The following is a 21,703-nucleotide window of genomic DNA, read 5'->3' as shown; positions in this document are numbered from 1 at the left end:
ACTCCGCCCCGCTCACCACTCCTCAGCGCCGTCGAGCGTCGTCGGCGTCGGATGGAAGCCGAGGCGCTCGCGCGCGGCCGTCAGGTCGAAGGTGCGCTCGAGGCCGATCAGCTTGACCGAGTGGCGCGTGAGCAGCGGGCGGCGGCCGGCGGCGCGGGCGGCGAACTCGAGGGCTCCGGCGGTGCGGGTGGCCGCATCCACGTCGACGTCGATCAGCCGCACGGGCAGCTCGCGACGCGCCAGCAGGCCGCGCACGATGCCGGCGAGCTCGACCGGGGTGGCGTCGCCGATGTTGTAGGTGCCGCGCGGCGTCTCGGGGCGCAGGGCGCGCTCGACGGCGTGCACGACGTTGCCGATCGAGGTGAGCCGGTGGCGCACCTTGCCGCCCGCGGGCAGCGGGAGGCGTCCGCCGCGGGCGGCGCGGGCTGCGCGGGTCAGGAGCGACACGATCGGCGCGTCGGGACCGTAGATGAGGTGCGGGCGCAGCAGCACGGCGTCGGCGCCGGCGAGCTCGCGTTCGGCGGCGAGCTTGGAGGCGGAGTACCCGCTGAGGAAGCGGCGCGCGGGAGGCAGGGTCTCCGTCGCATCCACGCTGGGTTTCGTCAGGTCGTAGACCGCCGTCGTCGAGAGGTGCACCACGCGCGCGCCGGCGAAGCTGCGCACGACGTTGCGGGTGCCGAACTGGTTGACGAGCATCGCGTCGTCGCGCGAGGCGCCCGGGTCGACGAGAGCGGCGGCATGCACGACGGCGTCGAACTCCTGGTCGCTGACCATCTGACCGGCCGTGATGTCCCAGATGCGGTAGCGGCCCTGCGGATGCTCCCAGCCGCGCGGGGTGCGTCCGAAGCCGACGACGTCGTCGCCGCGATCGGCGAGGGCGGTCGCCACGGCGCCGCCGACGAAGCCGCTCGCTCCGGTCACCGCGATCCTCATCCTCAGGATCGTCTCACGAGCGCGGTGAGGAACGCTGACGACGCACGCCGCGCGGGGCTCAGCCCTCGAGCTGCTCGCTCAGCACGAGCCAGCGCTCCTCCAGCTCGGCCGACTCGCTCTCGAGCTCGCCGAGCTTCTGCTGCAGCGCGCCGAGCCCCTCGTAGTCGCTCTGGTCGTGCTCGGCGAAGGCGGTGTGCTGCGCGCGCACCAGCTCGTCGACCTTGGCGAGACGGCGCGTGATCGCCGCGAGCTCCTTCTCGGCCGTGCGACGTTCGGCGCCGCTCAGGGCCGGGGTGGATGCGCCGCTCCCGCCGCCCGCGCTGCTCGCACCGCCCGTCGCGGTTGACGACGCGGTCGTGGACGCGGTGCCGCCGCCGCTCGACGCGCGCTGCGCATCCCGTCGGATCTTCAGGTACTCCTCCACGCCACCGGGCAGGTGCCGCAGGCGCGCGTCGAGCACCGCGTACTGCTGGTCGGTGACGCGCTCGAGCAGGTAGCGGTCGTGCGAGACGACGAGCAGCGTGCCCGGCCAGGAGTCGAGCAGGTCCTCCATGGCGGCGAGCATGTCGGTGTCGAGGTCGTTGGTGGGCTCGTCGAGGATGAGCACGTTGGGCTCGTCGAGCAGCACGAGCAGCAGCTGGAGGCGGCGCTTCTGGCCGCCGCTGAGGTCGCGCACCGGAGTAGAGAGCTGCGCGGTCGGGAAGCCGAGGCGCTCGAGCAGCTGGCCCGGCGACAGCTCGGCGTCGCCGACGCGGTAGGCGGTGCGGTAGCGGCCGATGACCTCGCGCACCTTGTCGTCGCGGATCGTCTCCAGCTCGGCCAGGCGCTGGTCGAGCACGCCGATCTTGACCGTCTTGCCGGTCTTGACGCGCCCGCTCGTCGGCTGCACCGCGCCGGAGACGAGGCCGAGCAGGGTCGACTTGCCGGCGCCGTTGACGCCCAGGATGCCGGTGCGCTCGCCTGGGGCGATGCGCCACTCGATGTCGCGCAGGATGACGCGCTCGGCGCCGGTGGAGGCATCCGGGAACGCGACGCCCGCATCCAGCAGGTCGACGACGTCCTTGCCGAGCCGCGACACGGCCATGCGCTGCAGCGAGACGGCATCGCGCACGGGGGGTTCGTTCTCGATGAGCTCGTTGGCGGCGTCGATGCGGAACTTCGGCTTGCTCGTGCGGGCGGGGGCGCCACGGCGCAGCCAGGCGAGCTCTTTGCGCATCAGGTTCTGACGCTTCGCCTCGACGGCGGCAGCTTGGCGGTCGCGCTCGACGCGCTGCAGCACGTAGGCCGCGTAGCCGCCCTCGAAGGGCTCGATGATGCGGTCGTGCACCTCCCAGGTGCTCGTCGACACCTCGTCGAGGAACCAGCGGTCGTGGGTGACGACCACGAGTCCGCCGGAGTTCGCGCTCCAGCGGCGCTTCAGATGCTCGGCCAGCCAGGCGACGCCCTCGACATCGAGGTGGTTGGTGGGCTCGTCGAGGAGGACGAGGTCCCAGTCGCGGCTGAGCAGCGCGGCCAGAGAGACGCGGCGGCGCTGTCCGCCGGAGAGCGAGCCGATGGTCGCCTCGAAGTCGAGGTCGCCGAGCAGGCCGGCGAGCACGTCGCGGATGCGCGCATCCCCCGCCCACTCGTGCTCGGCGCGGTCGCCGACGACGGCCTCGCGGATCGTCTGCTCGGCGGGCAGCACGTCGCTCTGATCGAGCATGCCGAGGGTCGTGCCGCGGCGGACCGTCACCTGACCCGAGTCGGGCTGCTGCCGGCCCGCGAGGATGCGCAGCAGGCTCGACTTGCCGTCGCCGTTGCGCCCGACGACGCCGATGCGGTCGCCCTCGCCGATGCCGACGGTCACGTCGTCGAAGATCACGCGGGTCGGGTATTCCAGGCGGATGCGCTCCGCGCCGAGGAGATGTGCCATGTCTCCTCAAGGCTACGGGGCCGGGATGCGCGTCGCCGACGCGCGGGGACGCCGAGTCCCCGAGCGATCGGCCAGTGCGATGCGACCGGGAACGCGATAGCGGCGCGCCGACACTCTCAGAAGGGAGCGGGCTCGCGCATGGGCGCGCGCGGCTCTGGCGCGTCGATCGCGGCGCCGATTTCGATCGGGATGCCGGGGTCGGGTGAGAGCCCGGTCGGGATGCCGGTGTCGGGTGGGTCGTCGGGGTGGGCCGCGTCGTAGATCCAGTCGGGTCCGGGATCGGGCACCCGGTACGGGACGAACGCGACGGGTGGGACGGGGGCGTCTTCGCGGTAGATGCGGCCAGTTGGGGAGGTCCATTCCAGGTGGCCGTGGGTCTTCTGCTTCACCGTCCAGGAGGTGAACTGCTTCATCGAGTGATGCCGCTGGCACAGGTGCGCGAGGTTCGTCAGCGCGGTGGGGCCGCCGAGAGCGTGGTCGTGGGTGTGGTCGAGTTCGCAGCGGATCGCGGCCGTCCGGCATCCCGGCCAGCGGCAGTGCTGGTCCCGCGCCCGCAGATGCCGGCGTTGCGCCCAGGCGGGACGGTAGGTGTCGACGGCGAGGACGGTGCCATCGGCGGGGTCGGTGAGAATCCGCGTCAACGACGGGGCATTGCGGGCGAGTCGACGGGCGGTGTCGGCGTCGATCGGGGCACGGCCGATCAGGTCGGCGGGGGTGTCGTCGTGGCCGATGATCGACAGCGCCGACACCACGACCTGCACCTGCGCCCGGATCGCCCCCAACGCACCCTCCCCATCCCCATGGACGGTCGGGTCGAGAGCCGGCGTGCCGGCGAGAAGGAGGTCGGCGAACACGTCGGCGCGCACCTGATCCACCGTCCGACGATCCGTGGAGTCAGGATCTGCCGGATCGGGCACGCGGGCGTCGACGATGACCTGCGCCTGGCGGGTCAGGCGGTCGAGGATGCCGTCGCCGATCACGGTCGGAACGGTCGCGACGATGTCGCACATGCCATCCCGCCCGAGCACGAGGCGCACACCCCGATCCCGCGCGGCCTCTTCGTGGCGCTCGGTCAGGGTGCGATCGGCGAGACGCTCGGCCATCAGCTCCAAGGCGGCGCGAACCCGGTTCGGCGTCTCCGTCAGGCAGCGGTCGATCGCGGAGAGCTCGAACCGCTCCCGCACCTCGATCGGCACGATCCGGCCGGCATCCACGATCACCCGCACGTGGCCGCGGGTGATACGACCGTCTTCCCACGCCGCCAGGGTGGTCGGGAAGCACTCGACCAGCTCCCGAGCCTCCCCGATGCGCGCCTGCACGGTCCGATCCGTGACTCGCAGCACCCCGCCGAGCTCGGCGGCGATCGACCGCAGCGCCATGTCGTGCGCCCGCACATTCGCCGACGCACCTGCCGCATCCAGCTCGGCCAGCTGCCCGGCGCGGGCGAGCATCCGCACCTCCGCGACCTGCGCCGACGACACCGCCGCCGCGACGCTCTCGGCCTCGCCGACGAGCTCTCGCAGTGCATCCACCGACGGCCCGAACACGACGGAAGAACCCTCGCCTCGAGGTGCCGCCGCGGGTTCCCCCATGACTTCATCGTGGCAACCACCACCGACATCCCGAGGTACCGAAGCGAAGCACACGAACCCCCGATCAGAGCACGATCGATCCCTCCTCTGGAACAGCCCGAACGACGCTCCTCACACCCCCGCGCGCACGCCCGCCGCCCTCCGGATCCCGCGACTGCGACCCGGCACCTCGTTCCGGCACCGCATCCGCCCGCGCGACCACCCGCCCCACGTCACACGGTTGACAGACCGCCGCCGAGTGCGCTTGTGTTTTAGGTAAGGCTCACCTAACCGATCGTCCGCGACCGCGCCACAGCATCCCCCGCCGCCGCGACCGGAACGATCCCCGAGAGACCCAGAGAGACCCCTCCGCATGCTCGACGATCCCCTCGTCCCCCTCTCCACCGCGAACCGCGTGCTCTTCGTGGGCGACAGCGCCGACCTGCCGTCGATCCGCCGCATCCTCGCCGACCTGCCCGGCGATGCCTACGGTCAGGTCTTCATCGAGATCGCCTCGCGCGTGCAGATCGAGACGCTCGCCCGCCCCGACGGCGTGATCGTGCACTGGCTGCGCCGCGACCTGCGCTGCAGCCGCATCGACGGACTCGCCCCGCGCGGATCGCTCGCCGCCCGCGCTATCGCCGCCTGGGCCGCCGAATGGATGCCCGACGACGCCGACAGCGACGGCGCCGACGTCACGCTGTGGATCGGCTGCGCGACGAGCCCGCGCGTGGATCGCGCCTTCCGCACGCTGCGCGACCGCATCCACGCGACCGAGGACTGAACGGTCCCCGCCAGCCTTCCCCGCCGCGCCAACCCACGACACAGAACCCACGCTCACGACCCACGAATCACCCGCCGCCCGGCACCCTGCCACCCCGGACGACACCACCCGCACCACGAATCCGGAAGGCACCATGCACCACCCGAACTCCCCCGAGTCCCCGACCAGCAGCAGCCACACCCGCAGCGCCGCCCCCGAACGCCGCCTCTCCACCTCCGTGCTCGTGATCGGCGCGGGCGGCTCCGGCCTGCGCGCGGCGATCGAGCTGGCCGAGGCCGGCACCGACGTTCTCGTGCTGGGCAAGCGCGCGAAGAGCGACGCCCACACCTCGCTCGCGGCCGGCGGCATCAACGCGGCTCTGGGCACGATGGATCCGGCCGACACCTGGCAGCAGCACGCCGCCGACACCCTCACCGAGAGCTACCTGCTCGCCGACCCGCGCACGGTGCAGACCGTGACCGAGGGCGCCGCTCGGGGCATCGACGACCTCGAGCGCTACGGCATGCCCTTCGCCCGCGAGTCCGACGGCCGCATCTCGCAGCGCTTCTTCGGCGCGCACCGCTGGCGTCGCACGGCGTTCGCGGGCGACTACACGGGCCTCGAGATCCAGCGCACGCTCGTGAACCGGGCCGCCCAGCTGCAGATCCCGATCCTCGACAGCGTCTACGTCACGCGCATCCTGGTGAACGACGAGGGCGTCGTCTTCGGCGCCTACGGCTTCGACCAGGTCGACGGCACCCGGCTGCTCATCCACGCGGATGCGGTGATCCTCGCCGCCGGCGGACACAACCGCATCTGGCGCCGCACCTCGTCGCGCCGCGACGAGAACACGGGCGACTCCTTCCGCCTGGCGGCGCTGGCGGGCAGTCGTCTGCGCGACCCGGAGCTCGTGCAGTTCCATCCCTCCGGCATCCTCGAGCCCGAGAGCGCCGCGGGCACGCTCATCTCCGAGGCGGCGCGCGGTGAGGGCGGCATCCTGACGAACGCCCTCGGCGAGCGCTTCATGCCGCGCTACGACCCGGAGCGCCTCGAGCTGAGCACCCGGGATCGCGTCGCGCTGGCCGCCTACACCGAGATCGCCGAGGGGCGCGGAACCCCGAACGGCGGCGTCTGGCTGGATGTGTCGCACCTGCCCCGCGAGACGATCATGCGCCGCCTGCCCCGCGTCTACCAGACGATGCTCGAGCTGCAGATGCTCGACATCACGCAGAGCCCGATCGAGATCGCGCCGACCGCGCACTACTCGATGGGCGGCGTCTGGGTCGACCACGCCGACCACGCCACCGACGTCACCGGCCTCTATGCGATCGGCGAGGCCTCGAGCGGGCTCCACGGCGCCAACCGCCTCGGCGGCAACTCGCTGATCGAGCTGCTGGTCTACGGCCGCATCGTCGGGCAGGCCGCCGCCGCCTACTCGGCGGGTCTGGCATCCCAGCGCCGCAGCGCCGACGCCGTCGCCGAGGCACGCGGTGAGGTGGATGCGCTGCTCGCCGCCGACGGGGAGCAGAACGTGCGCGCGCTGCAGCGGGCCGTTCGCGACACCATGACCGAGCACGCGGGCGTCGTGCGCGACGAGGCCGGACTCACCGCCGGACTCGCGAAGATCGACGCGATCGAGGCGCGCATCGCCGACATCGGCGTGCACCCCGACATCGCCGGCTTCCAGGATCTGTCGCACGCCTTCGACCTCAAGGCCTCGATCATCGCCGCCCGCGCGACGCTCGCCACCGCCCGCGAGCGCCGCGAGACGCGCGGCTGCCACAACCGCAGCGACTTCCCCGAGCTCGACCCCGCGCTGCAGGTCAACTTCGTCTGGTCTCTCGACGGCACCATCGAGCGCGAGGCCACCGCACCCATCCCCGCCGAGATCGGCGCGCTCATGACCGAGGTCTCCACGGTCGGCAAGCTCGTCGAGTAGAGCGGCGGATGCGCGCGCCGGCACCGGACGGCCGGCGCGCACCCGGGGCGGGGAGTCGGACTGCGGAGGTCCGGCTCCCCGCTTCTCGTCGCGTGCGATCGACGCGCGCGCGATCTGCGGCGCATCGACCGCACGATGTCCATCATCTGTCGCGTGATTCCGGCGATCCCGCCGCTCTGTGACGCCCCGTGTCGCCACTGTTACGCCCGGTGTCCCGCCGGGTTGGAGGCGGACGCGAAGTCTTGTCACAGTGGGCGCTCCGGAGTCGCGTCGCACCACGACCGGCCCGGGCACCAGCATCCACGCAGCACCCCTGCTCAGAGCACCCGAGGCACCGCATGTCCGACAACGCCCCCGTCCTTCCCGACCGTCCGAAGCGCAAGACCGGCCTGATCGTCGGCATCGCGATCGCCGTGGTCGCCGTCGTCGTCGCGGCGATCCTGATCATCCCCCGCCTCGGCGGATCGGGTGCGGGTGCCGATGGCGACGCCTCGTCGGCCGCCGGCGAGTACGCCGGCAAGACCGTGACGATCGGCGTCGCCGACGCCTCGCAGGCCTACTGGAAGACCTACATCGCCCTCGCCAAGAAGGAGCTCGGCGTCACCGTCAAGCTCGTCAACTTCAGCGACTACAGCCAGCCCAACCCGGCGCTGAGCCAGAAGCAGGTCGACCTCAACCAGTTCCAGCACATCCTGTACCTGGCGAACTACAACGTCACCAACGACGACGACCTGCAGCCGATCGGCGCGACCGCGATCTACCCGCTGCCGCTCTACTCGACGAAGTACAGCGACGTGAAGGACATCCCCGAGGGCGCCAAGGTCGCGATCCCGAACGACGCGATCAACCAGGCCCGCGGTCTGCTCGTGCTGCAGTCGGCCGGCCTCGTCGAGCTGAAGAACGGCGGCACCGCCTTCTCGTCGGTCAAGGACATCGACAGCGCCAAGGTCGAGATCACCGCCCTCGACGCCTCGCAGACCGCGGGCGCGCTGCAGAGCGGCTCGGTCGACGCCGCGATCGTCAACAAGAACTACGCGACGGATGCGGGCCTCAACCCGAAGGACGCCATCGCGCAGGACGACCCCGAGAGCGACAGCGCGGCTCCGTACGTGAACGTCTTCGCCGCCCGCAAGGCCGACAAGGACAACGACCTCTACCTCAAGCTCGCCGCGATCTACCACGACAAGACCGTCGAGGAGGGCGTGCAGGAGGCCAACGCCGGCACCGCGGTGTTCCGCGAGACCACGGCCGCCGAGCTGCAGAAGGCCCTCGCCAAGGTCGAGCAGGACGCGGTCGACGCGGGCGTCAAGTGACCTGTCGCGCGACGATCCCTGCGGGCCGGCGCGTCGTCGGCGGAGTCCCCGCCGCGTGATCGCCGATAGCCTTCCGACGGATGCCGTCGTCCCCCTTCTCGGGACGGCGGCATCCGCCGTGTGCCGCAGCAGCCTCAGCACCCGCGGCACCGTCGGCGACGCCGACACCGCATCCACCACCACGGTATCCACCACCACCCTGAACCCCGGGAGCAGCCGATGAGCGCGCTCGTGCGCCTCGAGAACGTCAGCCGCCACTACGACACCGCGTCGGGTCGCGTGACCGCCGTCGACGACGTCAGCATCGAGGTCGAGGAGGGCGAGATCCTCGGCGTGATCGGCTACTCGGGCGCCGGCAAGTCGACGCTCGTGCGCCTCGTCAACGCGCTCGAGCTGCCCAGCTCGGGCCGCGTCTTCGTCGGCGACGACGAGCTGACCGCCCTGCCCGAGCGCGACCGCCGCCGGGTGCGCCGCACGATCGGCATGATCTTCCAGCAGTTCAACCTGTTCCACTCGCGCACGGTCGCCGGCAACGTCGCCTACCCGCTCAAGGTCGCCGGCGTGCCCGCCGCCGAGCGCGACCGCCGGGTGGCCCAGCTGCTCCACTTCGTCGGCCTGCTCGACAAGGCGCACGCGCATCCCGAGCAGCTCTCGGGCGGGCAGAAGCAGCGCGTCGGCATCGCCCGCGCGCTCGCGACCCAGCCGCGCCTGCTGCTCGCCGACGAGGCGACGAGCGCCCTCGATCCCGAGACGACCGCCGACGTGCTCGCGCTGCTCAAGCGCGTCAACCAGGAGTTCGGGCTCACGATCATCGTCATCACGCACGAGATGGAGGCGATCCGCGCGATCGCCGACCGAGTCGCCGTGATGGACTCGGGGCGCGTCGTCGAGCACGGCGACGTCTACGACGTGTTCGCCCGCCCGTCGACCCGCGCCGCCGAGCGCTTCGTGCGCACCGTGCTGCACGACCGCCCCTCGGCCGCCACGCTCGCCCGCCTCGCCGAGGCGCACGACGGCCGCCTCGTGACCGTGCCGGTGCAGGACTCCCCCGGCTTCACCTCGACCGTCGCCCGCATCCTCGGCGAGCACCGCGTCGGCAGCACGATCGTGTTCGGCGGCATCAGCGAGCTGCAGAACCGCTCGATCGGCGCCCTCACCTACGAGCTCACCGGCGCGGATGCCGACATCGACGCCGCGCTCGCCGCCCTCGACGCGCAGGGCATCCCCTCGATCACCGAGCAGGTGGATGCGGCGCCCGGCGGCTCCCCGAACGGCACCGCCCCGAACGGCTCCGCCCCGACCGAGGAGGTCGCCCGATGAACGACTTCATCGCCAACCTCGACGTCTTCTGGCAGGCGATCGGCGAGACGCTCTTCATGGTGTTCGTGTCGCTCATCGCGAGCGGCATCATCGGCATCGTGCTCGGCGTCGCGCTCACCGTGACGCGGCCCGGGCACCTGCTCGCCAACCGCGTCGTCTTCACGATCGTGAACGTGATCGTCAACATCGTGCGGCCGATCCCGTTCATCATCTTCGTCGCCGCGATCCAGCCGCTGCTGCTCGGCGTCGTCGGCACCACGATCGGCCCGACCGCGGCGGCGTTCGCCCTGTCGCTCGGGGCGGCGTTCGCGGTCGCGCGCATCGTTGAGCAGAACCTCGTCGCCGTCGACCACGGCGTGCTCGAGGCGGCGCGGGCGATGGGCGCGCATCCGCTGCGCATCATCGTGACGGTGCTGATCCCCGAGGGTCTCGGGCCGCTGATCCTCGGCTTCTCGTTCATCTTCGTCGGACTCGTCGACATGTCGGCCCAGGCCGGTCTGATCGGCGGCGGAGGACTCGGCGACTTCGCGATCACCTACGGCTCGCAGCGCTACAACTGGCCGATCGTCTACATCACGGTCGCGGTCATCATCGTGCTCGTGCAGCTCGGCCAGTTCGCGGGCAACGCGCTCGCGCGCAAGGCGCTGCGGCGCTGAGGGGCGCGGGTCTCCTCGACCGCGGCCCTGGGCCGATCGAGGAGGCCCGCCGCCGCGCGCGTCGTGCTGCTCGTCAGCCGAGCCCGAGGCCGACGAGCAATTCCCGCTCCTCGGAGCTCGCGAGGCCGGCGCGGCGCACGCGGTCGAGCCCGCGCGCGCGTTCGTCGGCCAGCACGGCGGCCACGGAGTCGGCCATCGGCCTCGTGAATCCGCCGGAGGCCCGAAACGCCCGCGAGCTGCGCTGCGCGAAGCCGACGGCCTCCGCGGGCAGCCACAGCGGGAGCGAGCGAGGGCCGGCCCAGTAACGGATGTCGTGGGCCAGCAGGGTCGCGTCGTCGACCTCGACGATCTCCCCGTCGTAGCCCGCCACCTCCGCGACGCACCGCAGCAGATCGTCCAGCGGCAGCGGGTCGCCGACCGTGTTCACGACGCCACAGTGCCCGATGAGTGCGGCGTTCCCGATCCACCGAGCGAGATCGCCCACGTCGATGACCTGGGCGAAGCGGCCATCGAGCACGGGGGCGAGCGCCGGCCCGCCTCGGCTGAACCGGGCGGGCCAGTAGCCGAAGCGATCGCTCGGGTCGCCGGCGCCGACGATGAGCCCCGGACGCACGATCGACAGCCGGTCGCCGACACGCTCGGCGCTGCGGCGCTCCGCCAGCACCTTGCGATCGGCGTACCGGGTCGGATCGACGGGTTCCACGACCGCTGCGGACTCGTCGGCGCCCGGCTCGTCGTCGCGGACGTAGACCGACACGGTCGAGACGAGCGTCCAGTGCGCCGCGCGCGGACCCAGGGCGTCCAGCGCCGGCTCGACGAGATCCGGCTCGGAGGAGAACTCGATGACCTCATCCCAGTCCGCCCCCACGGCGTCGTACGCGCCGGGCGCGCGACGATCGACACGGACGAGCGCCGCTCCCGACGGCACCGCGCCCGACTCGCCCCGCGCGAGGCAGGTGACCTCGCAACCCGAGGCGAGAAGGTCGTCCACGACCGCGCGGCCGAGCCACCCCGTCCCGCCCAGCACGAGCGCTCGCATGCCCGTCCCCGTCCCGCGGCTACTCGCCGATGATGCGGGCGCCGTGCACGGGGCCAGAGGCCCGCACGACGTTGAGCCGGGCGGCGCTCAGTGCCACCTGCAGCTCGAGCGCCGAGTCGCGATCGGCGGCGAGGAACGCCACCGTGGGCCCCGATCCCGAGACGATGCCGGCGAGCGCTCCGCTGCTCTCGCCGAGCTCGAGCACGCGCCCGAGCGACGGCTCCAGGTGCAGGGCGGCCGCCTGCAGGTCGTTGTGCAGCACCTCGGCGAGCATGTGCGGATCCCCCGCCCGCAGCGCCTGCAGCACGTCGGAGTCGACCGTCGGGCGCGGATCGGCGGCACGGATCTCGCCCGCGTGGGCCTCGCGGTGCGCATCCAGCTCGCGGTACACCTCGGGCGTCGACAGGCCGAAGTCGGCGAGCGCCAGCACCCACTCGTAGCTGCCCTTCGCGAGCGCGGGCGAGAGCTCGTCGCCCCGGCCGGTGCCGATCGCGGTGCCGCCGGTGAGGGCGAAGGGCACGTCGGCGCCGAGCTGCCGCGCCAGCGTGAACAGGGCGTCGCGCGAGAGCTCGGTGCCCCAGAGTGCATCGCAGGCGACGAGCGTGGCGGCCGCGTCGGCCGAGCCGCCGCCCATGCCGCCGGTCACGGGCACGTGCTTCTCGATGTCGATCGCCGCGCCGCCCGTGTAACCGGCGTGCTCGGCCAGCAGCTTCGCGGCGCGCACGGCGATGTTCGTGTCGTCGGTCGGCACGCGGCCGAGCTGCACCGTGCCGGTGACGCTCACGCTGACGTCGTCGGCGTGCCGCACCCGCACCTCCTCATAGAGGGAGAGCGCCTGATAGGCGATCGCGACGTCGTGATAGCCGTCGTCTTGAATGGCCCCGACCCGCAGGAAGACGTTGACCTTGCCCGGCGCTCGAACCCGCACGGACGGCGGCGCGGACGGGCTCATGCACCAACACTACTTAAGCTCGGGAGCGCCGCAGACCAGTCGGTCCAGGGGCGTCACCGTGGATGCGCGACCCCGCGCCGCCCGCGCCGACTCGAGCGCGATCGGAGCGCCGGTCAGCCGAGCGCCGCATCCAGGATCGCGACGGCGCGCGCCTTCGCGGCGGCCGCCGCATCCTCGTCGGCGAGCTTCTCGAAGGTCACCGCGAGCCGGGCCTTGCTGGGCACCGGCGCGCCGGCCGCGCCACCGGCCGCCCCGCCGAGCGGCTCGATCGCCGCGAGCACCCGCTCGCCGCCCGGCAGCGCCCAGCGCGCGTTCGGGCGCACGGGGTGCTCGCGCTGCGACGCGGGCGCGCATCCCAGCTCGCTCGTCGCCGCCGCGATCACGGCCTCGAGTCCGGCGCGCCCGTCGGCGACGGTGCGGCCGGCCGAGGCGGCGAAGGTGCCGTCGGCCTTCTGCCCGGGTCGGCGCAGGCCGCGCGCCTGCTCGTAGCGCACCGTCAGGTTCTGCGCCCACCAGCCGTCGACGCCGTGCTCGTCGACGAGCCGGCGCGCGATGCGGGTGTGACCCCAGGTCGTCGCCTGGCCGGCGTCCAGCAGCGCGAACCACTCCTCGGGCGTGCGACCGGTCGCCGCGCGCACGGAGTCGTCGCTCGTCATCGACGCGACGGCGTTGATCGGGGCGGCGTCGATCGGGTACGGCTCGGAGCTCATGCGGTCATTCTCGCCCCGCGGCTGCGCCCCGCGCTTCCCCCGACGCTCAGGTGCTCAGCAGATGCGACAGCGGGCTCGCCGTGAGGATCGCGAACACCACCACGTTGATCACCACGCTGACCCAGAACATCGTGCGGAACGACGCCTTGCGCGTCTTGTGCCGGAACAGCTGCTGCGCGATGACCGCCCCCGGCCAGCCGCCGACCAGGCCGAGCAGGATGAGCGTCGACTCGCGCACGCGCCACCGCCCGCGCACGGCGCTGGCCTTGTCGACCGCGTAGATGATGAAGCAGCCCGCGCTCGCGGCGAGGTAGAGCGAGGGCACCCACGGCGGCAGCCCGAAGACGACGCTGACGACGAACACCAGCACGACGAAGGCGACGACCGTGAGGATCGCCATCACGCCGGCGAAGTCGATGCCCAGCCGCAGGCGCTCGCGGGGTCCGGTGTGTTCGGCGACGCCGTGGTGCGCGGCCAGCGGTCGCGGGCCGCCGGCGAAGTGCACGAATGCGGCCCGGCTGCGGCCGTCGGGGGTCGGCTCGACCACGAAGGTCAGGGCGTCGCCGATCGCGGGGCGCTGCTCCTCGGCGGGGAACGCCGAGATGTGCACGAAGATGTCGCGACCGGATGCGCGACTGATGAACCCGAAGCCGCGGGCGTCATCCCAGGTCGAGAGCCGACCTTCGACTCGGGTGCGCGGTGCCATCCCGTCGATCGTAACCGCCGCGGAGGAGTGCGCCGCGCCGAGGCCGCGCCGGCTTCCGAACGCCGCGCCCGGCACCGCGGCGGAGCGTCAGCGCGCGCGCTGCACCCGCACGAAGTCGTCGATCGTCAGCGCCTCGCCGCGCGCGGTCGGGTCGACGCCGCCGGCCTCGAGCACCGCGGTCGCGCCGGCGGAGCCGCCGAGCAGGTCGGCGAGCGACTGCCGCAGCATCTTGCGGCGCTGGCCGAAGGCCGCATCCACGAGCTCGAACACCCCGCGCCGCTCGGCGTCGTCGCCGGGCGCGTCGCCGAGCTCGAAGCCGACCAGGATCGAGTCGACGTTCGGCACCGGCCAGAAGACCTGCCGGCTCACCTGCCCGGCCGTGAACCAGCGGCCGTACCAGGCGGCCTTGACCGACGGCGAGCCGTAGACCTTCGAGCCGGGCTTCGCGGCCAGGCGCTCGCCCACCTCCGACTGCACCATGACGAGTCCGCCGCGCAGGCTCGGGAAGGTCGGCAGCAGGTGCAGCAGCACGGGCACCGACACGTTGTAGGGCAGGTTCGCGACCAGGCGGACGGGCTGGCTCGGCAGCTCGGCGATGCGCAGCGCATCCGCCGTCACGACCGTGAGGTCGGCATCGGGCGCCAGCTGCGCGACCGTGAGCGGCAGCTGCGCCGCGAGCCGCTTGTCGATCTCGACAGCCGTCAGGTGCGCGCCCGCCTCGAGCAGGCCGAGCGTGAGCGAGCCGAGCCCGGGCCCGACCTCGAGCACCTGCTCTCCCGCCTCGACCCCGGCGGCGCGCACGATGCGCCGCACAGTGTTCGCGTCGTGAACGAAGTTCTGGCCGAGCTTCTTGGTCGGCTGGATGTCGAGCAGGTCGGCGAGGTCGCGGATCTCGGCCGGGCCGAGCAGCTGCACGTCGGCGCTCACGGACCCGCCGTGCCCTCGGGATGCGCGTCGAAGGGCCCCGGCGGCGTGACGACCGGCTCGTCGTCCCAGTGCCCGTAGACCAGCTCGGTGTTCGACGAGATCTGCGCGGCCAGCATCGAGGCGTCGGTGCCGAGCGTGTCGGCCATGGCGCGCAGCGTGTGCGGGATCAGGTAGCTGCTGTTCGTGCGGCCGCGGAACGGCATCGGCGTCAGATAGGGCGCATCCGTCTCGATCAGGATTCGGCTGCGCGGGATGACCTCGAGCGCGTCGCGCAGGTTCTGCGCGTTCTTGAACGTGACGGTTCCGGCGAAGGAGAGGTACCAGCCGCGGTCGGTCACGAGCTTCGCGAAGTCCGCGTCACCGCTGAAGCAGTGGAACACGGTGCGCTCGGGAGCGCCGACGCGGTCGAGCACCTCGACGATCTCGGCGTGCGCATCCCGGTCGTGGATCTGCAGCGCCAGGTCGTGCTGCTTCGCGAGCTCGATGTGCGCCTCGAAGCTGCGGCGCTGCGCCTCCTGCCCGACGGCCGACGGCGTGCGGAAGAAGTCGAGCCCGGTCTCGCCGATCGCGCGCACCCGCGGGCGCCCCGCGAGCTCGGCGATGCCGGCCAGGTGCTCGTCGAGCTCGCCGCGCTCGGCCAGCTCGGCGGCGTCGTTCGGGTGCAGCGCCACGGCGGCCAGCACGCGCGGCTCGCGCGCGGCGACGTCGGCGCTCCAGCGCGAGCTCGCCAGGTCGGTGCCGACCTGCACGACGCCGCGCACGCCCACGCTCGAGGCGCGGTCGAGCTGCTCGCGGTAGTCGAGCGCGCCGGAGCCCGCGGCATCTCCGTCGGCGTCGCCCGATGCGTCGTGATCGGGGTCGAAGAACGGCTCGAGATGCGTGTGGTTGTCGTACACCGGCACCACGAGCGCCTCGGGCAGCGGCGGATAGTCGGTCATGCGCTCGGCTCCGCTCACGCGGCTCCGGGCGCCGACGCCGCCTCGACCTCGATGCGCGGGAACAGCGGCGACTCGAGCGGCGTGACCTGCCCGCTGCCGCGCCAGTTCAGCGCATCCCGGATGTCCGACTCCTGCACCGTGCCCTCGCCGCCGAGCGCCGCCCACAGCTTCGCGCTCGCCTTCGGGGTGAAGGGCGACAGCAGCACGGCCAGCGCGCCGACGCCGCGCGCCGCGGTCGCGAGCACCGCATCCAGTCGCTCGGCGTTCGCCTCGTCCTTCGACAGGGCCCAGGGCTCCTGCTCGGTGATGTAGCCGTTGAGCTCGTCGACGAGCTCCCAGATGGCGGCAAGCGCGTCGCCCAGCGCGAGACGCTCGATCGCCTGATCGGCGGCCGCGTTCACGCGCTCGATCGTGGCGAGGATCGCGCCGTCGGCCTCGGCCAGCTCGACCGTGCTCACATCCGGGATGCGGCCCTCGCGGTAGCGGGTGATCATCGCCGTCACCCGCGACGCCAGGTTGCCGAAGCCGTTCGCGAGCTCCGCCTGATAGCGCGCCGACAGGTCCTCCCAGCTGAACGAGCCGTCCTGCCCGAAGGTGATCGCGCGCAGGAAGTAGTAGCGGAACGCGTCCGACCCGAAGGTGTCGGTGATCTGGTGCGGGGCGATGCCGGTCAGCTTCGACTTCGACATCTTCTCGCCGCCCACGAGCAGCCAGCCGTGGCCGAAGACGCGCTTCGGCACCGGCAGGTCGGCGGCCATGAGCATGGCCGGCCAGATCACGGCGTGGAAGCGGGCGATGTCCTTGCCGACGAGCTGCACGGCCGGCCAGCGGCGCGCGAAGTTCTCGTCGTCGGTGCCGTAGCCGATCGCGGAGATGTAGTTGAGCAGCGCATCCACCCAGACGTAGATGACGTGCGACTCGTCCCAGGGCACGCGGATGCCCCAGTCGAAGCTCGACCGCGAGATGCTGAGGTCGCTCAGACCCTGACGCACGAACGACACGATCTCGTTGCGCACGCTCTCGGGCTGGATGAAGTCGGGGCGGCTGTAGAGGTCGAGCAGGCGGTCCTGGAAGGCGCTCATGCGGAAGAAGTAGTTCTTCTCCTTGAGGATCTCGACCGGCCGCGAGTGGATCGCGCAGACCAGCTGGCCCGCGAACTCGCCCTCGGTCGGCTCGACCAGCTCGTCCTTCTGCTTGTACTCCTCGCAGCCGACGCAGTAGTAGCCCTCGTACTCGCCCGCGTAGATGTGACCGTCGTCGTAGAGCTTCTGGATGAAGCGGCTCACCGCGGTCTCGTGACGCTCGTCCGTGGTGCGGATGAAGTCGTCGTTCGCGATGTCGACCGTCTCGAGCAGCGGCGTCCACGCCGACTCGACGAGCCGGTCGGTCCACTCCTTCGGCGTGACGCCGTTCGCGCGGGCCGTGCGCAGGATCTTCTCGCCGTGCTCGTCGGTGCCGGTCAGCAGCCAGGTGTCGTCGCCGCCCTGACGGTGCCATCGGGCGAGGGCGTCGGCGCTGACCTCCGTGTACGCGTGGCCGATGTGCGGCACGTCGTTGACGTAGAAGATCGGCGTCGCGATGTAGAACGGGTCGCGAGCGGGCATGCGGGCCAGTCTAGTTGCGGGTCGGCGGGCGTTACGGCGCTGTCGCCGGTGCTGCCCTCCGGCCGGTGGATGCGCATCCGGAGTCTCTGCGGGAGGGGTTTTCGGCGACACGCCGCGGGCTCGTGCCGTCGATGCGGCGTGTCGCCGAAAACCCCTCCCGCGGACTCGCCGCGGCTCTCAGCGCGAACCATCTCAAGGAGTTGCTGAAACTGGAGTGCCGGATGTTGCTCGTGAGTCACAGGAGTTACAGCAACTCCTTGAGATGGTCACTGCGCGGGGCGGGATGCGGCGGCGCGGCCGAGCGCGCAGACAGGCTCAGCCGGGAGGCGCGGGTCAGCGGCGGCGCAGCGCCGCCTCGTAGAGGTCGCGGCGCGACAGCCCCGTCGCCTCGGCGACCTGCGCGGCCGCGTCCTTGAGGCGGATGCCGTCGGCGGCCAGGGCGACCACCTCATCCACGGCGGTGTCGGGGTCGGCCGCGACGGGCGCCGCTCCCCCGACGACGACGACGATCTCGCCCCGCGCGCCCTCGGCGAAGCGCTCGGCCAGGTCGGCGAGCGTGCCGCGGGCGACCTCCTCGTGCAGCTTCGTGAGCTCGCGGCACACCGCGGCCGGACGATCGGCGCCGAGGGCCTCGGCCAGGTCGGCGAGCGCCGCGCCGAGCCGGTGCGGCGATTCGAAGAACACGAGCGTGCGCTGCTCGCCCGCGAGCGGGCGCAGCGCCGCGACCCGGCCCTTGCGCGGCAGGAAGCCCTCGAAGGCGAAGCGGTCGGTCGGCAGTCCGCTCAGCGCGAGCGCCGTGAGCACGGCTGACGGACCCGGCAGCGCCGTGACGGTGACGTCGGCGGCGATCGCGGCGGTCACGATCGCGAATCCCGGGTCGCTGATGGCCGGCATCCCGGCGTCCGTGAGCACCAGCAGATCGCTCTCGCGGGCGGCCTCGATCAGCTCGGCCGAGCGCTCGACCTCGTTGTGCTCGTGCAGCGCCACGAGGCGCGGGCGGTTCTCGACGCCGAGCGCGCGCATCAGCTGCACGGCCGTGCGGGTGTCCTCGGCGGCGATCGTCTCCGCGTTCTCGAGCGCCTCGACGAGGCGACGGCTCGCGTCGCCGAGGTTGCCGATCGGGGTCGCCGCGAGGATGATCACGCGGGCCATCCTCCCAGGCCCGGCCGCGCTCGGGCACGGCGCGCCGCCGTTACTCTGTCGGGGTGACGGACGGCCGCGACGAGACCCCCGCGCCCGCCGCATCCGCGGCATCCGGCCCCGCGACCGCCGAGACGCCGACCGCGACGCCCGCGCCCGATCCCGACGCCGACTTCGCCCGCATCGCCCTCGGCTACCCGGCCGAGCCGATCGCCCCGCTGCCCGTGAGGCAGCCGCCCGGCCCCGCGACCCGCTTCGACGCCTGGTGGCGCGCGAAGATGAGCGAGCCGCGCTGGAGCCTGCTCTGGACCTGGGGCGGCCCCGGCCTCGTCATGCTCGTCGCGGTCGTCACGCGCCTGGTCGCGCTGAGCCAGCCGCACGCGCTCGTGTTCGACGAGACCTACTACGCGAAAGACGCCTGGAGCCTGCTGCACCTCGGCTACGAGGGCAGCTGGAGCGACGGCGACGACGCCCGCTTCCTCGCCGGCGACACCGACGTCTACACCGACGTGCCGAGCTTCGTCGCGCATCCGCCGCTCGGAAAGTGGGTCATCGCGCTCGGGCTCATGGCCTTCGGCGCCCAGGATGCGATCGGCTGGCGCATCAGCGTCGCGATCGTCGGCATCCTGCTCGTCGCCCTGACGATGGCGGTCGCGCGGGGGCTGTTCCACTCCCGCGTCATCACGGTGCTGAGCGGCGGGCTGCTGGCGATCGACGGCAACGCGATCGTGATGAGCCGGGTGGCCCTGCTCGACATCGTGCTCGCCCTGTTCTGCCTGCTCGGCGTGGGGGCGATGCTGCTCGATCGGCGCTGGGCGCGGCGGCGGCTGGAGGGCTGGGTCATCCGCCGCGAGCTCGGGCATCGGCACACCGACTGGGGTCCGTCGCTGTGGTGGAGGCCGTGGATGCTCGCCGCCGCGGTCGCGTTCGGCGCCGCCAGCGCGGTCAAGTGGAGCGGCATCTGGTTCCTCGCGATCCTGGCGATCTGGTCGGTCGTGATGGATGCGCTCGACCGCCGTCGCGCCGGCGTCGCGTTCTGGCCGACCAGCGCGGCGCTGAAGCAGGCGCCCGTGAGCTTCCTTCTGCTCGTGCCGCTCGCCGCGGCCGTGCACCTGGCGAGCTGGACCGGCTGGTTCGTCACCGACGACGGCTACGACCGGCACTGGATCGAATCGGGCGGCGGCGAGCGCTGGACCGGCGCCCTGTCGTGGGTGCCGACGGCGTTCCAGAACTGGTACCACTACCAGGCGTCGATGTACGGCTTCCACGTCGGCGAGAGCACCCCGCACAGCTACCAGGCGAACCCGCTGACGTGGCTGTTCCTGGTGCGGCCGACGAGCATGTACTACCAGGAATCGGACGGCGGGGCGAGCGCGGCGGCGATCACCGAGATCGCGAATCCGCTCATCTGGTGGGCCTGCACGGCCGCGCTGGGCTTCCTGGTGTGGCGGTTCATCCGCACCCGCGACGGGGCCGTCGGCGTGCTGCTCGTCGCGATCGCGGCGGGCTACCTGCCCTGGATGGGCTACCTGCACCGCACGGTGTTCCAGTTCTACACGATCGTCTTCGAGCCCTTCCTCGTGATCGGTCTGGCCGTCGCGCTCGCCCATCTGCTGGGCCGCTGGAACGACCCGCCGGGTCGTCGCCGCGTCGGCTTCGCGACGGTCGGCACGTTCCTGGTGCTCGCGGTCGTGCTCAGCGCCTACTGGTTCCCGATGTGGATCGGCCTGCCCATGCCGCGCGAGTTCATCTACTCGCACTACTGGCTGCGCAGCTGGCTGTGAGGGTCGGTCGGCGGCGGCCGCCGGTCACCCGAGCACGACGAGTGCGGGTGGATGCGCGCCCCACGTCACACGACGTCATCTGCGCCCCGCCCGATCCGAGGCGCGTCGGCCGCCGTCGATAGCCTGGGCGCATGTCCGACCCGCAGCCCGACGTCCCGAGCGCCGACAGCCCGACTCCCGAGGTCGCCCCGACCGATCGCGACTGGGGCTTCCGCACCCGCGCGATCCACGCCGGCAACATCCCCGACCCGATCACCGGCGCCCGCGCGCTGCCGATCTACCAGTCGAGCGCCTTCGTCTTCGACGACACCGCGGATGCGGCGGCCCGCTTCGCGCTGCAGAAGTACGGCAACGTCTACAGCCGCCTGTCGAACCCGACCGTCGCGAGCTTCGAGGAGCGCATCGCCTCGCTCGAGGGCGGCCTCGGCGCCGTCGCGACCGCCTCGGGCCTCAGCGCCGAGTTCATCACCTTCGCCTCGCTCGCCGGCCAGGGCGACCACATCGTCGCCTCGGCCTCGCTCTACGGCGGCACGATCACCCAGCTCGACGTGACTCTGCGCCGCTTCGGCGTCGAGACGACCTTCGTGCACTCCTCCGATCCGGCCGACTACGCCGCCGCGATCACCGAGAAGACGAAGCTGATCTTCGTCGAGACGATCGCGAACCCCTCGGGCGAGATCGCCGACCTCGAGGGTCTGGCCGACGTCGCGCACGCGCATGGCGTGCCGCTCATCGTCGACTCGACCATCGCGACCCCCTACCTGAACCGGCCGATCGAGTGGGGAGCCGACGTCGTCATCCACTCGGCCACCAAGTTCCTCGGCGGGCACGGCACGACCCTCGGCGGCGTCGTCGTCGAGAGCGGCCGCTTCCACTGGGCGAGCGAGCGCTTCCCGCTGTTCGACCAGCCGGTGCCGAGCTACGGCGGCCTCAACTGGCACGGCAACTTCGGCGAGTACGCCTTCCTCACCCGCCTGCGCGCCGAGCAGCTGCGCGACCTCGGCCCGACGCTCGCGCCGCACTCGGCGTTCCTGCTGGCGCAGGGCGTCGAGACGCTGCCGTTCCGGCTGCAGGCGCACGTCGACAACGCCCGCCGGGTCGCCGAGTGGCTCGAGGCCGACGACCGCGTCGAGTACGTGAACTGGGCCGGACTGTCCTCGCACCCCCACCACGAGCGCGCCGCGAAGTACCTGCCGAAGGGCCCGGGCTCGGTGTTCAGCTTCGGCGTGAAGGGCACCGCGACCCGCAGCAGCCGGGATGTCGGCCAGCGCACGATCGAGGGCGTCGAGCTGGCTTCGCACCTGGCCAACATCGGCGACGCGAAGACGCTCATCATCCACCCCGGATCGACGACGCACGCGCAGCTCACCGAGCAGCAGCTCGCCGAGGCGGGCGTCGACGGCGGCCTGATCCGCCTCAGCGTCGGCATCGAGGACCCGGACGACATCATCTACGACCTCGACCAAGCGCTGACCGCCGCGGTGAAGGGATGATGG

19 protein-coding genes are annotated in these 21,703 nt (G+C 72.3%); 8 read left to right on the top strand and 11 right to left on the bottom strand.

The window, feature by feature from the left end; all coding sequences use genetic code 11:
• Positions 1-12: 12 nt before the first annotated feature.
• From FJ658_RS07075 to FJ658_RS07065, 3 genes are all read right to left on the bottom strand, one after another.
• A complete protein-coding gene (locus FJ658_RS07075) occupies positions 13-921 on the bottom strand; it encodes an NAD(P)-dependent oxidoreductase (RefSeq protein ID WP_181408360.1) in 909 nt (302 codons plus the stop codon).
• A gap of 70 nt (positions 922-991) precedes the next feature.
• Complete coding sequence (locus tag FJ658_RS07070) at positions 992-2,845, bottom strand: ABC-F family ATP-binding cassette domain-containing protein (RefSeq protein WP_141144654.1); 1,854 nt, start codon at positions 2,843-2,845, stop codon at positions 992-994.
• Between the two features lie 116 nt (positions 2,846-2,961).
• Complete coding sequence (locus tag FJ658_RS07065; RefSeq protein WP_141144653.1) at positions 2,962-4,437, bottom strand: HNH endonuclease signature motif containing protein; 1,476 nt, start codon at positions 4,435-4,437, stop codon at positions 2,962-2,964.
• Positions 4,438-4,789: 352 nt separating this feature from the next.
• Here FJ658_RS07065 and FJ658_RS07060 point away from each other — a divergent pair, with 352 nt between their 5' ends.
• The 6 genes from FJ658_RS07060 (at position 4,790) to FJ658_RS07040 (ending at position 10,407) form a co-directional block, all read left to right on the top strand.
• Positions 4,790-5,200 (top strand): SIP domain-containing protein, encoded by a 411-nt coding sequence (locus FJ658_RS07060; RefSeq protein ID WP_141144652.1) that lies wholly within the window; start codon positions 4,790-4,792, stop codon positions 5,198-5,200.
• Positions 5,201-5,333: 133 nt separating this feature from the next.
• Positions 5,334-7,118, top strand: coding sequence for an L-aspartate oxidase (locus tag FJ658_RS07055; protein WP_141144651.1), 1,785 nt, complete (start codon positions 5,334-5,336; stop codon positions 7,116-7,118).
• A 338-nt stretch (positions 7,119-7,456) separates the two neighbouring features.
• On the top strand, positions 7,457-8,431 hold the full coding sequence (locus FJ658_RS07050; RefSeq protein ID WP_141144650.1) for a MetQ/NlpA family ABC transporter substrate-binding protein: 975 nt from the start codon (positions 7,457-7,459) through the stop codon (positions 8,429-8,431).
• Between the two features lie 55 nt (positions 8,432-8,486).
• Positions 8,487-8,654: a hypothetical protein gene (locus FJ658_RS16080; protein ID WP_181408359.1), complete on the top strand. Its 168-nt coding sequence runs from the start codon at positions 8,487-8,489 to the stop codon at positions 8,652-8,654.
• Positions 8,651-9,751, top strand: a complete 1,101-nt coding sequence (locus FJ658_RS07045) for a methionine ABC transporter ATP-binding protein (RefSeq protein ID WP_141144649.1) — start codon at positions 8,651-8,653, stop codon at positions 9,749-9,751. The genes FJ658_RS16080 and FJ658_RS07045 overlap by 4 nt, the downstream gene beginning before the upstream one ends.
• On the top strand, positions 9,748-10,407 hold the full coding sequence (locus FJ658_RS07040) for a methionine ABC transporter permease (RefSeq protein WP_141144648.1): 660 nt from the start codon (positions 9,748-9,750) through the stop codon (positions 10,405-10,407). The genes FJ658_RS07045 and FJ658_RS07040 overlap by 4 nt, the downstream gene beginning before the upstream one ends.
• A 73-nt stretch (positions 10,408-10,480) precedes the next feature.
• Here the strand turns inward: FJ658_RS07040 and FJ658_RS07035 are convergent, their stop codons facing one another.
• From FJ658_RS07035 to rsmI, 8 genes are all read right to left on the bottom strand, one after another.
• Positions 10,481-11,446: an NAD-dependent epimerase/dehydratase family protein gene (locus tag FJ658_RS07035; RefSeq protein WP_141144647.1), complete on the bottom strand. Its 966-nt coding sequence runs from the start codon at positions 11,444-11,446 to the stop codon at positions 10,481-10,483.
• A gap of 19 nt (positions 11,447-11,465) precedes the next feature.
• Positions 11,466-12,398 carry a 4-(cytidine 5'-diphospho)-2-C-methyl-D-erythritol kinase gene (locus FJ658_RS07030; RefSeq protein ID WP_141144646.1) on the bottom strand — a complete coding sequence of 311 codons (933 nt, stop codon included), beginning with the start codon at positions 12,396-12,398 and terminating at the stop codon, positions 11,466-11,468.
• 113 nt (positions 12,399-12,511) lie between these two features.
• Positions 12,512-13,108 carry a DUF4287 domain-containing protein gene (locus tag FJ658_RS07025; protein WP_141144645.1) on the bottom strand — a complete coding sequence of 199 codons (597 nt, stop codon included), beginning with the start codon at positions 13,106-13,108 and terminating at the stop codon, positions 12,512-12,514.
• A gap of 46 nt (positions 13,109-13,154) precedes the next feature.
• Positions 13,155-13,814, bottom strand: a complete 660-nt coding sequence (locus tag FJ658_RS07020) for a DUF1294 domain-containing protein (RefSeq protein ID WP_141144644.1) — start codon at positions 13,812-13,814, stop codon at positions 13,155-13,157.
• A gap of 87 nt (positions 13,815-13,901) precedes the next feature.
• Positions 13,902-14,741: a 16S rRNA (adenine(1518)-N(6)/adenine(1519)-N(6))-dimethyltransferase RsmA gene (gene rsmA, locus FJ658_RS07015; protein ID WP_141144643.1), complete on the bottom strand. Its 840-nt coding sequence runs from the start codon at positions 14,739-14,741 to the stop codon at positions 13,902-13,904.
• Complete coding sequence (locus FJ658_RS07010) at positions 14,738-15,679, bottom strand: TatD family hydrolase (RefSeq protein ID WP_141144642.1); 942 nt, start codon at positions 15,677-15,679, stop codon at positions 14,738-14,740. Before FJ658_RS07010 ends, rsmA begins: the two co-directional genes overlap by 4 nt.
• 14 nt (positions 15,680-15,693) lie before the next feature.
• On the bottom strand, positions 15,694-17,283 hold the full coding sequence (gene metG / locus FJ658_RS07005) for a methionine--tRNA ligase (protein ID WP_141144641.1): 1,590 nt from the start codon (positions 17,281-17,283) through the stop codon (positions 15,694-15,696).
• A 333-nt stretch (positions 17,284-17,616) separates the two neighbouring features.
• Positions 17,617-18,426 carry a 16S rRNA (cytidine(1402)-2'-O)-methyltransferase gene (rsmI, locus tag FJ658_RS07000; protein ID WP_141144640.1) on the bottom strand — a complete coding sequence of 270 codons (810 nt, stop codon included), beginning with the start codon at positions 18,424-18,426 and terminating at the stop codon, positions 17,617-17,619.
• A 62-nt stretch (positions 18,427-18,488) separates the two neighbouring features.
• On the opposite strand from rsmI, the gene FJ658_RS06995 reads away from it, so the two are divergent.
• The gene (locus tag FJ658_RS06995; protein WP_141144639.1) at positions 18,489-20,207 is read left to right on the top strand and encodes a dolichyl-phosphate-mannose--protein mannosyltransferase; all 1,719 of its coding nucleotides are present in this window, start codon (positions 18,489-18,491) and stop codon (positions 20,205-20,207) included.
• A gap of 131 nt (positions 20,208-20,338) precedes the next feature.
• The gene (locus FJ658_RS06990) at positions 20,339-21,700 is read left to right on the top strand and encodes an O-acetylhomoserine aminocarboxypropyltransferase/cysteine synthase family protein (protein WP_141144638.1); all 1,362 of its coding nucleotides are present in this window, start codon (positions 20,339-20,341) and stop codon (positions 21,698-21,700) included.
• The last annotated feature ends 3 nt before the right edge of the window (positions 21,701-21,703 follow it).

The organism is Schumannella sp. 10F1B-5-1 (assembly GCF_006517535.1).
Classification (GTDB): Bacteria; Actinomycetota; Actinomycetes; order Actinomycetales; family Microbacteriaceae; genus Schumannella.
The sequence above is the reverse complement of the archived record's forward strand: the minus strand, read 5'-3'. Positions and strand labels throughout refer to the sequence as shown.

Coding starts and splice junctions, on each gene's coding strand:
- FJ658_RS07070 (WP_141144654.1), bottom strand. CDS start 2,845: ATGGCACATCTCCTCGGCGCGGAGCGCATCCGCCTGGAATACCCGACC.
- FJ658_RS07065 (WP_141144653.1), bottom strand. CDS start 4,437: ATGGGGGAACCCGCGGCGGCACCTCGAGGCGAGGGTTCTTCCGTCGTG.
- FJ658_RS07060 (WP_141144652.1), top strand. CDS start 4,790: ATGCTCGACGATCCCCTCGTCCCCCTCTCCACCGCGAACCGCGTGCTC.
- FJ658_RS07055 (WP_141144651.1), top strand. CDS start 5,334: ATGCACCACCCGAACTCCCCCGAGTCCCCGACCAGCAGCAGCCACACC.
- FJ658_RS07050 (WP_141144650.1), top strand. CDS start 7,457: ATGTCCGACAACGCCCCCGTCCTTCCCGACCGTCCGAAGCGCAAGACC.
- FJ658_RS07045 (WP_141144649.1), top strand. CDS start 8,651: ATGAGCGCGCTCGTGCGCCTCGAGAACGTCAGCCGCCACTACGACACC.
- FJ658_RS07040 (WP_141144648.1), top strand. CDS start 9,748: ATGAACGACTTCATCGCCAACCTCGACGTCTTCTGGCAGGCGATCGGC.
- FJ658_RS07035 (WP_141144647.1), bottom strand. CDS start 11,446: ATGCGAGCGCTCGTGCTGGGCGGGACGGGGTGGCTCGGCCGCGCGGTC.
- FJ658_RS07030 (WP_141144646.1), bottom strand. CDS start 12,398: ATGAGCCCGTCCGCGCCGCCGTCCGTGCGGGTTCGAGCGCCGGGCAAG.
- FJ658_RS07025 (WP_141144645.1), bottom strand. CDS start 13,108: ATGAGCTCCGAGCCGTACCCGATCGACGCCGCCCCGATCAACGCCGTC.
- FJ658_RS07020 (WP_141144644.1), bottom strand. CDS start 13,814: ATGGCACCGCGCACCCGAGTCGAAGGTCGGCTCTCGACCTGGGATGAC.
- FJ658_RS07010 (WP_141144642.1), bottom strand. CDS start 15,679: ATGACCGACTATCCGCCGCTGCCCGAGGCGCTCGTGGTGCCGGTGTAC.
- metG (WP_141144641.1), bottom strand. CDS start 17,283: ATGCCCGCTCGCGACCCGTTCTACATCGCGACGCCGATCTTCTACGTC.
- FJ658_RS06990 (WP_141144638.1), top strand. CDS start 20,339: ATGTCCGACCCGCAGCCCGACGTCCCGAGCGCCGACAGCCCGACTCCC.